The sequence below is a fragment of the Corynebacterium sp. HMSC068G04 genome, from assembly GCF_001814885.1.
GTDB lineage: Bacteria > Actinomycetota > Actinomycetes > Mycobacteriales > Mycobacteriaceae > Corynebacterium > Corynebacterium hiratae.
This window is the reverse complement of the sequence record NZ_KV818322.1, coordinates 1-12,206: the sequence shown is the minus strand read 5'-3', so window position 1 is coordinate 12,206 and position 12,206 is coordinate 1. Positions and strand designations below refer to the sequence as shown.

General features: G+C 59.7%; 13 protein-coding genes. 10 read left to right on the top strand and 3 right to left on the bottom strand.

The genetic code is table 11. The annotated features are described in order from the left end of the window. The first annotated feature begins 21 nt into the window (after nucleotides 1-21). The 3 genes from HMPREF2993_RS05985 (at nucleotide 22) to HMPREF2993_RS05975 (ending at nucleotide 2,324) form a co-directional block, all read left to right on the top strand. Nucleotides 22-435: a RidA family protein gene (locus HMPREF2993_RS05985; RefSeq protein ID WP_070679525.1), complete on the top strand. Its 414-nt coding sequence runs from the start codon at nucleotides 22-24 to the stop codon at nucleotides 433-435. Nucleotides 436-514: 79 nt separating this feature from the next. Further along, complete coding sequence (locus tag HMPREF2993_RS05980) at nucleotides 515-1,183, top strand: DUF1028 domain-containing protein (protein WP_070679528.1); 669 nt, start codon at nucleotides 515-517, stop codon at nucleotides 1,181-1,183. Further along, nucleotides 1,176-2,324 (top strand): M20 family metallopeptidase, encoded by a 1,149-nt coding sequence (locus tag HMPREF2993_RS05975; RefSeq protein ID WP_070701509.1) that lies wholly within the window; start codon nucleotides 1,176-1,178, stop codon nucleotides 2,322-2,324. The genes HMPREF2993_RS05980 and HMPREF2993_RS05975 overlap by 8 nt, the downstream gene beginning before the upstream one ends. A 57-nt stretch (nucleotides 2,325-2,381) precedes the next feature. On the opposite strand, the gene HMPREF2993_RS05970 is transcribed toward HMPREF2993_RS05975, so the two are convergent. After that, on the bottom strand, nucleotides 2,382-3,311 hold the full coding sequence (locus HMPREF2993_RS05970) for an ABC transporter permease (RefSeq protein ID WP_246822373.1): 930 nt from the start codon (nucleotides 3,309-3,311) through the stop codon (nucleotides 2,382-2,384). Between the two features lie 111 nt (nucleotides 3,312-3,422). On the opposite strand from HMPREF2993_RS05970, the gene HMPREF2993_RS05965 reads away from it, so the two are divergent. Next, nucleotides 3,423-4,025 carry a TetR/AcrR family transcriptional regulator gene (locus tag HMPREF2993_RS05965; RefSeq protein WP_246821846.1) on the top strand — a complete coding sequence of 201 codons (603 nt, stop codon included), beginning with the start codon at nucleotides 3,423-3,425 and terminating at the stop codon, nucleotides 4,023-4,025. A 124-nt stretch (nucleotides 4,026-4,149) separates the two neighbouring features. Here the strand turns inward: HMPREF2993_RS05965 and HMPREF2993_RS05960 are convergent, their stop codons facing one another. After that, complete coding sequence (locus tag HMPREF2993_RS05960) at nucleotides 4,150-4,335, bottom strand: hypothetical protein (RefSeq protein WP_010187772.1); 186 nt, start codon at nucleotides 4,333-4,335, stop codon at nucleotides 4,150-4,152. Between the two features lie 93 nt (nucleotides 4,336-4,428). On the opposite strand from HMPREF2993_RS05960, the gene HMPREF2993_RS05955 reads away from it, so the two are divergent. Genes HMPREF2993_RS05955 through HMPREF2993_RS05935 form a run of 5 tightly spaced genes read left to right on the top strand, consistent with a single transcriptional unit; the run spans nucleotide 4,429 to nucleotide 10,477 of the window. Continuing rightward, complete coding sequence (locus tag HMPREF2993_RS05955) at nucleotides 4,429-6,531, top strand: helicase-associated domain-containing protein (RefSeq protein ID WP_070701506.1); 2,103 nt, start codon at nucleotides 4,429-4,431, stop codon at nucleotides 6,529-6,531. 36 nt (nucleotides 6,532-6,567) lie between these two features. Beyond that, nucleotides 6,568-8,205 carry a DNA repair helicase XPB gene (locus HMPREF2993_RS05950; RefSeq protein WP_070701504.1) on the top strand — a complete coding sequence of 546 codons (1,638 nt, stop codon included), beginning with the start codon at nucleotides 6,568-6,570 and terminating at the stop codon, nucleotides 8,203-8,205. 4 nt (nucleotides 8,206-8,209) lie between these two features. Beyond that, nucleotides 8,210-8,848, top strand: a complete 639-nt coding sequence (locus tag HMPREF2993_RS05945) for a DUF3239 domain-containing protein (protein WP_049154135.1) — start codon at nucleotides 8,210-8,212, stop codon at nucleotides 8,846-8,848. Continuing rightward, the gene (locus HMPREF2993_RS05940) at nucleotides 8,849-9,976 is read left to right on the top strand and encodes an aminotransferase class I/II-fold pyridoxal phosphate-dependent enzyme (RefSeq protein WP_070510507.1); all 1,128 of its coding nucleotides are present in this window, start codon (nucleotides 8,849-8,851) and stop codon (nucleotides 9,974-9,976) included. A gap of 18 nt (nucleotides 9,977-9,994) precedes the next feature. Next, the gene (locus tag HMPREF2993_RS05935) at nucleotides 9,995-10,477 is read left to right on the top strand and encodes a mycothiol transferase (protein WP_070701502.1); all 483 of its coding nucleotides are present in this window, start codon (nucleotides 9,995-9,997) and stop codon (nucleotides 10,475-10,477) included. 102 nt (nucleotides 10,478-10,579) lie between these two features. Here HMPREF2993_RS05935 and HMPREF2993_RS05930 read toward each other — a convergent pair whose 3' ends face one another. Continuing rightward, entirely contained in the window at nucleotides 10,580-11,191 is a 612-nt protein-coding gene (locus tag HMPREF2993_RS05930) for a TetR/AcrR family transcriptional regulator (protein ID WP_070701500.1), read from the bottom strand. 183 nt (nucleotides 11,192-11,374) lie between these two features. Here HMPREF2993_RS05930 and HMPREF2993_RS05925 point away from each other — a divergent pair, with 183 nt between their 5' ends. Continuing rightward, nucleotides 11,375-12,085 (top strand): GAP family protein, encoded by a 711-nt coding sequence (locus HMPREF2993_RS05925; RefSeq protein WP_046647278.1) that lies wholly within the window; start codon nucleotides 11,375-11,377, stop codon nucleotides 12,083-12,085. Nucleotides 12,086-12,206: the final 121 nt, after the last annotated feature.

Genomic DNA, 12,206 nt, shown 5'->3' with positions numbered 1-12,206 from the left:
CAACTACAGAAAGGCTTCACCATGAAGTTCACGCGAATCCGTCCTTTCAACACGAAGGACACTTACCCAGAACAAAATCTCTCCAATGATCTGTGCCAAGCAGTGGTCGCTAACAACATTGTCTTCCTCCGTGGCCAGATTGGCCAGGATCTAGACACTCGCGAATCTGTCGGCATCGGTGACGTCGAGGCACAGGCCGAAAAGGCAATGGCAAACATCGACATGCTTATGAAAGAAGCAGGCGGAAGTCTCGAGAACATCGTAAAGGTCACCGTCTACCTGACAGACATTCGCTACCGCGAAGCCGTTTACAACGTAATGGGTAGGTGGCTTAAGGGCGTGTACCCCGTTTCTACAGGACTTGTAGTTGATGCATTGGCTCGCCCGGAATGGCTCGTCGAAATTGATGCGACAGCCGTTCTAGATAACAACTAGATTTCGATAACCATTCTGAGCCCTGCGGGGGCGACGACGCTTCTCACCGCCCTCCGGCTCCTCAATCATTGGAAGGCTTATGACTTTTTCAATTATTGCTCGCGACAGCTCAGGCGCCATTGGCCAAGCTGTTTCGTCCTCTTCACCGGCCGTCGCTGCTCGCTGCCTTAATCTTCGTAGCGGGATCGGTGCGGTGTCTTCCCAAAACATCACCGACCCACGGTTCGGTCCGGCGATTTTGGGGCGACTCGAAAATGGCAGTACAGCTCAAGAGGCGTTTGACTGGCTCAAGGAGAATGACTCCACGCTGGATTACCGGCAAATCACAATTCTTCCGGCGAAGGGTCCAGGTTTCTCTCACTCTGGAGTCCACACGCTCGGTACGCACAACCAGGTTGTTGGCGATAACTGCGTAATCGCCGGAAATATGCTCGCGTCGGAAAAGGTTATCGACGAGATGCTTAACCGATTTGAAAGCACTAGCGGTGAACTTGAGTATCGTTTGCTTGAAACGATGATCGCTGGGCTGGAGGCCGGCGGTGAAGCTGGCCCAGTTCAGTCTGCTGGTTTAGGCGTCGTTCGTGACGCTGGGTGGATAGAAACTGACCTGCGGGTGGACTGGTCTGATGCGCCGATTAATGAACTTGAGAAGCTACTCGAAATTTGGATGCCCCAACGCGATGACTACGTGACACGCGGAAAATCACCGCACACCGCTCCTTCCTATGGGGTGCCTGGCGATGAATAAGTATAAAGAGAAGGCGCGCGAAGCTGTCCACGAGGAATTGAATTCACTCATCGAGCTTTCTGAATGGCTCCATGAAAATCCCGAGATCGCTTGGGAGGAGGTTGAGTCATCTAAACGATGTGCAAACTTCTTACGTTCACGCGGCTTTGATGTTGAAGAGAATTACGTAGGAATCCCTACATCATTTCATGCAGTGAAAGGCTCGGGTTCTAAGCGAATTGGGATCATGGCGGAATACGACGCACTGCCAGGTATTGGGCATGCCTGCGGCCATAATCTGATTGCTGCAATGTCTCTCGGGGCTGGTATCGCTCTTTCCGAGGTCGCGGAAGAACTGGATCTCTCAGTAGAGATTTTCGGAACTCCAGCAGAAGAAGGAAAGGGCGGGAAGGTTGAGATGCTAGACCGCGGCGCTTTCGATGGGCTGCACTTTGCAATGATGTCGCACCCCGCCCCCGTTGATGTCGTAAGGGCTAAGCCGTTCGCCGTTCTACATTGGGAAGTAAATTTTACTGGGCATGCTTCACATGCGGCTTCCTACCCCACCCAAGGTGTCAACGCTGCCGATGCTTTCACAATCTCAGAAGTTGCCATTGGTTTACTGCGGCAGCAGCTACCCCCAACTGTGCGTGTGCACGGGATTGTCACTAAAGGTGGTGATGCTCCAAACGCTATTCCTCACCGCACACAAGGGCGCTGGTACGTACGAGCGTCAACGATGGAGGAACTGGAGGCTACATCTCAAAAGGTTATTAACTGTTTCAAAGCTGGGGCTCTTGCTACCGGCTGCGAAGTCTCCATCATCGATGAGTCGAAACCATATTCCGACTTCGTTACGGATGAAGCGGGCCTTGAGTACTACGAGAAAAACGCCCTTCTTCTTGGCCGCGACTTACGCACAGATGGGCCTGAAACATTAATGAGTCAAGCCTCAACTGATTTTGCTAACGTCTCCCATATAACTAGGGCGATACACCCTTATATCGGTGTGGGTTCTTATCCTGTTTTGAACCACCAAGAGGCCTTCGCCGATGCATGTGTAGGAGACGTCGCTAACCAGACGCTTTCGGATGGCGCCACCGCTCTTGCTTGGACGGGAATTGATGTCGCCCTGGATTGGCTGGAGGAGCATTCCGGCTGATTGCATTTCCAAAGCGAACGCTATGGAGAAGAACCCTTCTCAATCAGTTTGGGTTCTTCACCTAGCTCGTGACCGGTCACAGACCAACAGCACCAGACCAACAACAATCCACAGCCCCAGCGACCACCACGCATGGCCGAAGCCTTGCCCATCAAAGAAGGACAGCGAGCGGACTAGGTGACCCGTCGCGCCGATGGGCATCCACTGCCCCAACGTCGACCACCCGGCAGGCAGCAGCCACGGGCCGGTTGCCAGACCCGACAGCGGGTTCGCTAAGAAGATAGTCAGCACGGCACCGATTCCAATACCCGCGGCACCCATCACCCCCGCAAGGCCTGCAGTCACCGCAGACGTCGCAAGGATGCCCGCAGCGATAGCCATCCACTCGGCAGCGAAGCTGCCACCGAGGGTTCCATAGACGGAGTGCAGCATCCACGTAGCAACGAGCCCGCCGAAAAGCGCAATACCAACGAGCACCCCCAGCTTGACCCATTTCTTGCCACGAAATGCAAAGGTGGCAATGACAGCGGAAATAATCCCGCCAAAGGCCAGCGGCAGGCCCAACAGTGCGATACCGCTCGCCTGCGGGTCCTCCGCAGTCGTCGGCGCCAGCTCCTGCTTCTCCACGGACATTCCTTGTGCTTCAAGCTGGCCAGCGAGGCCATCAATCATCGTCACGTAGGGAGCACCATTTCCCGCAGCGGTGAACGCACTCGCGCCCTGCGGGGAGATGACCAGTCCACCAACAGCTTCACGCTGCAGCACCGCGTCGCGCACCTCGGCCTCGCTGTGCTTCACGACGATCTCCGGAGCCTCATCCCCCGCCGCACTCTCAATCTTCTGCGAGATACCTTCGAGCATGGGCTCCGGCGCCGAAATGGCAACCGGAACGCCAGCCGGACCCGATGCAAAGGTGGGCGCCAAAAACGCCCACAGCATAAGGCCGATGACGACGGGGATCCCCACAATGGCAACTATCGATTTCACAGCAACCGATGGCTGCTTTCCTTCCTGACTTTTCACCGCTGACACTTCCAACCTCCAAACGGAACAGGGTGTTTCACTTACAAAGTGGAGCATAGTGTTCCGTTTGGTATGATGCAAGCTGTGAGACAAGACGCAGCAGAAAACAAGCAAGCCATCGTCGCAGCAGCCAGGCAGCTGCTCATCAGCGAGGGACCGGGCGTGTCCATGCGCTCCATCGCCAAGAAAGCCGGCGTGGGCGTCGCCACGGTCTCACGCCACTTCCCCGAACGGCTCTCCCTCCTCGATGCCGTCACCGGCGCGGAGGTAGCACACATCAAAGAAGAGGTGGACAGCCACCTACAAGGTTTCGACGAGGATCCCGAAGGCACCTGGCGCGATATTATTCATCGGATCGCCAGCCTTAACTTCGCCGCGGTTGTTCAAGCAGCGGCAGCCGAGGTGAATACTGCCTCATTCTCAGACGATGACGTGCAGGAGATCGCTACCCAGCGCAAAGCTGAACTGAAGTCGATCTACCAACCGATTATCGAACCCACGCGACAAGCAGGTCTCTGCCCCGAGTCCCTCACCCCGCTCGAACTTCACATCGGCATCGGTCTCATCACCCGCCCGCTGCCCAGAACACCAGTGAGCGCCGACTACCTATCAGGTATACAAGCCCAGCTCATCGATACGCTGCTCGACGGCCTTAAAGCCCAAGCCCGTGCCAACTAGTTGAGGCGCAAGTACATTACAAACACGTATAGCCCCACCGAGGAGAACATTCTCGGAGGGGCTGAAAGCAAGCCGGAAGGCTCAACGTATCCGCTAAGTGAAGCGCAGATTTCTGCGCGCCTACTTAGCGGTTGATGCGGGTGTACGGGTGAACGTAGTTGAGCTTTTCTGCCGGCATCGGCAGAATCAGGTCGTCACCGTACGGGCTGGAAGCACCAGCAAAAGGTGCAGTAAGTTCAGTAATAGCGTGCTCGCGGGGGCTGTTCTTCGGCCAAGCCGGGGATACGAAGCCTTTGTTCTCGTTCGACATGCTCCTTATTATTCCAAACCCCGCGGCAAAAAGTAACTTATTCACCCAACGAGGGCCCCATGCCTCCCCCGCCTACTAAGCTTGAGGGCCATTATGACCTCCCCTTCACACCGCGCCCGCGTTACCGAGAGCTACCGCGAGTGGCTCAGCCAGTTGCCTGACAAGGACCTGCGCGCCCTGCTCAGCAACCGCAGTGATGTTCTCTCACCCGCACCGAAGGACTTTGATGCGTTGGCCTCGCGCCTGACACTTCCGATGCACGTCGCGGATGCCTTAGCGGCAAGCAATGCCGAGCAACTAGCTACTTTGGAGGACATCGCACAACGCGGCGGCGAAATAGCCATGGTGGAAGACACCAACCCTGCAATCACGAAGCAGCTCAAGGAGCGCGGTCTCGTCTTTGGTGACGCCCCACAGGTGCGCATCGTCACCGCCGTGATGGGCTCACTTCCCACCGGCTGGTCGTTGCGCAACCAAGTAGAGTTCGATGAGAAGGATCTAGCCGCGCTTGCCCCCGAGGAGCGCCGAGTCCTTGATGCTTTAAGCAAAAGCGACGGCATGGGCTATACCACCGACACCGAGCCGGACATCAACTCCGAGGATCCCGCCAAGCGCCTGCTGGCCAAAGGTTTTCTGGAGCGTATCAACGCGCACTCTGTGCGCTTGCCGCACTCGCTCGCCCGCCTGCTGGCTGGTGATACCACCCCGCCCATTCCCACCACCCCCTCGGGGCGCGCGGGCACCCCGGAGCCGGATGCCAGGGCTGACGACGCCGGTGCCGCAGCTGGCCTCGAAGCCGTGCGTGGCATGGAAAGGCTCCTCGAGTTGCTCGGCAGTCATCCGGTAACTCTGCTCAAGGATTCTTCGGTCGGCGTTCGCCCACTCAACCAGCTGGCCAAGGATCTCGCTCTGGAAAAGGAGGAGGTCGCGCGGCTCATCTGCTTGGGCCACCACGCTAGGCTTCTCCACCGGGGTGAGCCGGATGGCTTAGAGGGCCACTTCCTCGCGCCTACCACCGGCTCCCAGGACTGGCTCGAGGCCGACCTCGGGGAGAAGTGGCGCATTCTTCTCGACGCCTGGCGTACCTCCCCCTGGGCCAGCTGGGCTGAGACCCGGGTGCTCGCGGAGGATAGCCTCGTGCGCCGCCTGCCGCGCTTCCGCGCTTTCGTTCTCGGCGTCTATGCACACTCCGCAGTCGCGCTGAATGACGATGAGTTCTGGGAAGAGTTGCGCTTTCGATCCCCACTCTTTGCCAGCCACACGCGCACGGTGACCATTGAGCAACTGCGCGCCGAAGCCGAATGGATCGGTGCTATAGCGCTGGGCAAGGCTACCCGCGTGCTGGGTGATTCCGCCGCAGCCGCCACACTCGTCCCCGAAACGGTCAGCGAATTCATCATCCAGCAAGACCTCACCGTCCTCGTTCCCGGCCCCCTTGAACCAGGCACACACCGCACCCTGACTTCCCTGGCGGACCTCGAATCCCCAGGCCTAGCCAGTGTGTACCGCATCAGTGAGGCCACTATTCGCCGCGGCATGGACCAGGGGCTCACCGCGCAGGAAATGATCGACTTTTTGGAAGCGCACTCCCCGACAGGCGTGCCGCAGGCATTGGGCTTTGCCATCGGGGACGTCGCCAAGCGCCATGGCACCCTCCGCAGCGGGCCAGCACTGTCCTATCTGCGCAGCGAGGACCCCGCGCTCCTGGAGCTTGCCGTCGCATCCGTTGCCGGTCTGCGCCTGCTCGCGCCCACCGTCGCGGTATCTCAGCTGCGCGTGGGCGAGCTGCTGGAGAAGCTGCGCGCTAAGGGCCTCTCCCCCACTGCGGAGGATGAATCCGGCGCCTCCCTGGCCGTCGCCCCCGAGCCTTACCTTTTGCCCACGCCACGCACTAAGCCCCGCAAGCGCGAGCCTGCCTCGGTGGATGAAGCCGTGCAGGCCTTGCGGACATCAGCGCAGAACCCGAGTGCGAACAAGGAAGAAGATCCGGATCCCCTCACGCTCGCCCGCGCTGCCGCGCGCTCCCACGCCGATATCGTGATTTCCTATGCCGATAAGAGCGGCGATCTCCGCACCGTGACCGTGAAGCCACTGTCGGTGGAAGGCGGCTACATTGATGCCCTAGGCTCAGCGGGCAAACCCGTGCGCTTCCCAGTTCACCGCATTTCCTCCGTCCGCTTTGCCGACAGGGATTAAATCTTTCCCTGACGCCCAGAGTAGAAAGGCCTCATCATGCCCGGACCACTCATCGTCCAATCGGACAAGACCGTCCTCCTCGAGGTGGATCACCCGCAAGCCAACGAGGCTCGCGCAGCACTCGCGCCTTTTGCGGAGCTGGAGCGCGCGCCCGAGCACATCCACACCTACCGCATCACCCCACTAGCCCTGTGGAATGCGCGCGCCGCCGGGCACGATGCCGAGCAAGTCGTGGACGTTCTGGAGAATTACTCCCGGTTCCCAGTGCCGCAGGCGCTGCTGATCGACGTCGCCGAGACCATGTCGCGCTACGGCCGCGTGCGCCTGCTGGCTCATCCAGCCCACGGTCTCATCCTCGAATCGGACGAGCCCGTCATCCTGGAGGAGCTCACCCGCACCAAGAAGGTCAGCGAGCTGCTGGGCCCGCGCATTGACGACAACACCATCGCCGTACCGCCCTCCGCGCGCGGGCGGCTCAAACAAGAGCTGCTCAAGGCCAGCTGGCCCGCCGATGACCGCGCCGGCTACGTCGACGGCGAATCCCACCCCATCGCGCTGAGCACGGAGGAGGTGGACTGGGAGCTTCGGGATTATCAGCAGTATGCCGCCGAATCCTTCTGGTCCGGTGGCTCCGGCATCGTGGTCCTGCCCTGTGGCGCGGGCAAAACCATCGTGGGTGCTGCTGCCATGGCCAAAGCACAGGCCACCACGCTCATCCTCGTGACCAACACCGTGGCCGGGCGCCAGTGGCGCGATGAGCTGCTGCGCCGCACCAGCCTCACGCCAGAGGAAATTGGCGAGTACTCGGGTGAGAAGAAGGAAATCAAGCCGATTACCATCGCTACCTACCAAGTGGTCACGCGCAAGACCAAAGGTGAATACCGGGCGCTCGAGCTCTTCGATTCCCATGACTGGGGCCTTATTATCTACGACGAAGTCCACCTCTTGCCCGCCCCAGTCTTCCGGATGACCTCCGACCTGCAATCGCGCCGCCGCTTGGGGCTGACCGCCACCCTCATCCGCGAGGATGGCCGCGAGGGCGATGTCTTTTCGCTCATCGGGCCCAAGCGCTATGACGCGCCGTGGAAGGAGCTGGAATCCGCCGGCTATATCGCCACCGCGGACTGCGTCGAGGTGCGCGTCGACATGACGCAGGAGGAACGCCTGCTTTATGCCACGGCACAAGCGCGGGAGCGCTACCGGATTGCGGCGTCGGCAGGCGCGAAGCTGCGGGCCGTCGACAAGCTGCTGAAGAAACATGAAGGTCAGCAGGCACTCATCATTGGCGCTTACGTGGACCAGCTGGAGGAGCTCGGCGAGCACCTCAACGCACCGGTAATCGACGGCAAGACCTCCACCGCCAAGCGCGAAAAGCTCTTCCAGCAATTCCGCGAGGGCGAGCTGGCCACCCTCGTGGTGTCCAAGGTGGCGAATTTTTCCATCGACCTTCCCGAGGCTGCCCTGGCCATCCAGGTCTCCGGCACCTTTGGTTCCCGCCAGGAAGAGGCGCAGCGCTTGGGCCGCCTGCTGCGCCCGAAGAAGGACGGGCAGGAGGCCACCTTCTACACTCTCGTGGCGCGCGAATCGATCGACGCGGAATACGCCATGCACCGCCAGCGCTTTTTGGCCGAGCAAGGTTATGCCTACCGGCTGGTGGACGAAGTAGACTTGTGAGCTGATGAAGATTTTCAAGTTTGAAGTCAACGAAGACTTTGCCAAGAAGAACAACGAGCTCCTGCGTGATTCCTCACGCCTGCGCAACTCCGGCCTCGTCATGGGCCTCGTGCTTATTATCGGCGCGATTGCCGTCTATTTTGGAATCGACGCCGTCTGGCGCATCACGCTGGCGGTCGGTATGGCGCTCTTCGGCATCTTTTGCGCCGTCATCGGTGTCTTGGCTTCGAGCAAGGTTGGCTCGGCCCAGAAGCTCTACGACTCCTATCCGCTAGCCCCCGCGGTCGTCGCGGAGGTCAACGAGCGCGACATGGTCCTCATGGCTTTGGTAAATACCAACGTTGACCCGAAGGCACCGCCGCGGTGGGGCGCGTGCCTGCGCACCGTCAGCAACATCCCGGGTATTAAGCGCACCGTGGGCACCAAGGTCCCGGTGGCCGCGGTCTCCGGCCAGCGCAGCTCAAGCGATAAAGACCACTGGCAGCAGATCACTCCCATGCCGATTGCCTGGGGCACCCCGGATGCGGAAACCGTGACGATTGCCCGCAAGTCCATTCCGGAGGATCAGTGGCAGCGCCTCGAGCGCGCACGCAAGCGTCTGACCGATGTGAAGGCTACGAAATACGATCTATTGGTGCTCTAAATGACTGTTGAGAGACTACAAGAATTTGGCGAAACCATCTTCGCCACCATGACCGCCCTTGCCGTGGAGAATGACGCGGTGAACCTTGGCCAGGGTTTCCCCGATAGCGACGGCCCGCAGCGCATGCTGGAGATTGCCCAGGAGAATATCGCCGGCGGCAACAACCAATACGCTCCCCTACGCGGGGTCCCAGACCTGGTCGACGCCATCGCGGAGACCTACTCCGTGCCGCAGGATCACGTCGTAGTCACCGCCGGTGCCACCGAGGCCATCACCGCCACGGTGCTTGGCCTAGTGGAGCCCAGACACGAAGTCATTGTCCTCGAGCCTTACTACGACGCCTACATCGCCGCCATCGCGCTTGCCGACGCCACCCGCATCCCCGTCCCCTTGAAAGAATCCGGCAACAGCTGGGACATCGACGTCGATGCCGTGCGCGCAGCCATCACGGACAAGACCGCCATGGTCATCATCAACACCCCGCACAACCCGACCGGCTCGGTCTTCTCCCGCGAAGCACTCACCGAGCTCGCCGAGCTCTGCGTGGAAAAGAACCTCCTCGTATTAGCTGACGAGGTCTACGAAAACCTCACCTTCGGCACCGACCACGTCAGCATCGCCTCCCTGCCGGGAATGGCTGAGCGCACCGTCACGGTGTCATCTGCCGCCAAGTCTTTCAACTGCACCGGGTGGAAGACCGGCTGGGCCATCGCGGAGCCAAAGCTTCTCGACGGCGTCATCAAAGCCAAGCAATTCACCACCTTCGTCTCCACCACGCCCTTCCAGCCGGCCGTGGCCCATGCACTGCGCTATGAACAGGAATGGCTGGACGGCATGGTGTCTGAGCTTGCAGAGTGCCGCAGCATCCTTGTGGAGGGCCTCAAGCAGCTGGGATTCCACGTGCATGACACCGGCGGCACCTACTACGTGGTTGCCGATATCTCCTCTACCGGTTTAAACGGCATCGATTTCTGCATGCAGCTGCCCGAAACGAAGGGCGTAGCCGCCATCCCGCTGGCCGCCTTCACGGACAACCCGGAACCGTGGCAGCACAAGGTGCGCTTTGCTTTCTGCAAGCGTCCCGAGGTCATCCGCGAAGCCGTGCGGCGTCTAACTGCAGAGTCCTAAGAATGCAGGCTCCTGCACATGCCCACCACACCAAAGTCCTATTCCGAGCTGACTGATCAGATCCAGCGCCAACTCGACTCGATCGTCGACATGGCCGTTCAGGTAGATCGCTCAGGCGTGACACACGTTCCCCTCCGTAGTCGCTGGACCGTTGCGGGACTTCTGAACCATCAGCGGTACGTCATCCGGTTTTGGATCGCAAATGTTGTGGTAGGCGCCGATCTTCCGGTCCCGTGGACCGACGACTCTCCACATGAAGACTGGAACGCGGATCCCGAGGTCACGGTCGAGACCTTCGTCGATGCCCTTCGACAGGAGTGGGAAGATGCCTTGTCTTTGCTTGCAACGTATCCACCGGGAGAGCCTGCATCCCAAGCTGACGAGGACGGCAGGCACCCCACTGTCGACTGGGTGTTGTCCCACCTACTGGCCGAAGTATCCAGGCACGCCGGACACATGGATGCCGTTTGCGAGATACTCGAGCTTTCACCCGTCGATTAACATCCACACGCCGGTGACTGGCACAGTGCCTCCGCGCTGACATGGGTTGGAGGACTTCCTGAGAATGAAGGGGCATGCTGCACCTCCAGCCCTAGTACCGTCCTAGTCTTTAGGAGAACCGGGTTCTACAATCAGCGCGAGTCCCGAAGCAAGGTCTGCCAACAACTGCTTCGCCGAGTCCACAGGAGCATTGAGGTAGTCGATCGTCAGCCCGTTGACCAGCGCAGTGACGAGGCGAGCACCTTGCTCAGGAGACAGTCCTCGGGCTAGCTTTCCGAAACGTTGCGCTGCTTCGAGACCTTCAGCCACGCGCGCCCGAAACTTCGTCACCTCGGCGTCGTATAAGTCAGCCAGCCATTCGCGCGTCGAGGCAGCAGCTCCCACTATGACCCACACAGCGGAATCCTCGCGCTGGACAGGTCCAATTGGCAAGAGTTCAGCCAGGCGACCGTGGAACGCCGCGTGAAAATCCGTCGCATCGGTTTGAGTAAGGGCCCGCGACTCCTGGCGCTGCAACGACCTGACAAAAGCTTTCGCGATGATGTCGTCCCGTTTACCCATCTGGTACTGGACAGTCCCAGGCGCGACGCCAGCCTCAGTGGCGACGTTGCGCACGCTCAGGGCATCGAGACCCTGGCTGACCATCACTCGAATGGCAGCATCAGCGATCACTGCGGCGGTGCCGGTGATGGGTATGTTGCGATCAACGGACATGGAGCTCCAATCTTGCGTAGCTCAGATGCGATGAGCCATTCATAAGTGTAGTTGCACTCGCGCATTGCGCCTCGTACAATCGTATCAAGCCCGCGATTAATACGAACGTATGAAGTGGGATTGAGGCCTCGTGTGACGCCAAAGGTCAACCTCCCCGCAAACACCCGACTACTGGAGAATTCCATGTCAGACTTCCTTCCCCTTGCTGGCCTTGCACTCGTAGATAGTTTGAGTGCAGGAACCCTTGTCATTCCTATTGCACTGATTGTTATCTGGCGACGAGTACGTTTAGGCCTATTGGGCACCTATCTCGCTACGATCGCCACGGCCTACTGCTGCCTTGGTATTGCGCTTCTATTAGGGTTCGATGCGGCAGTATCGAGGCTTTCTGGCGTAAGCGAGACTGATTGGTTCCAGTGGGTGACGCTTGTTCTGGGCGCGGGGCTTTTCATCTTCGGTGTGTTCTCGCCAAACCCCAAAAAGCCCGCGGCCACGCAGACCGCCAACGGCGAGGTGTCGAAGAGTCGGGCTTCTCGCCTTGCACGGGGCGCGTCACTGAGTGCGACCGGCATGGTGGGGCTTGCGCTAGGTGCTGCCGTCGTCGAGGCTGCGACTATGTTGCCTTACCTGGGCGCAATGGGAATTATCCAGTCTATGTCTTTCGGGTTTAGCGGCAAGGTCGCGCTTATTGCGGGTTACTGCATCATCATGGTCCTACCGGCAACTCTTATGGCTGCCATTGCAGGCGCAGCGGGGCCGGCTATTTTTCCTCGTCTGGAGCGCGCCATCCGTCGGCTGGAGTATGAGGCGAAAGTGACGTTGCTGTGGATCGCGGCAATTGTGGGAGTCTACATGGCGGCATCGAGTGCACAAGGGCTCGGATTGATCGGTTGAGTGCCAAGTTGAACGTTGAGCGATAGCGCCGATTGAAGACCCCTTCCTGCAGCGCTAGCCCCCGGCCCGTCATAACGGCGGCCGAGGGCTACTGAGGTTACCCTCGTTTAGTGGACACCCT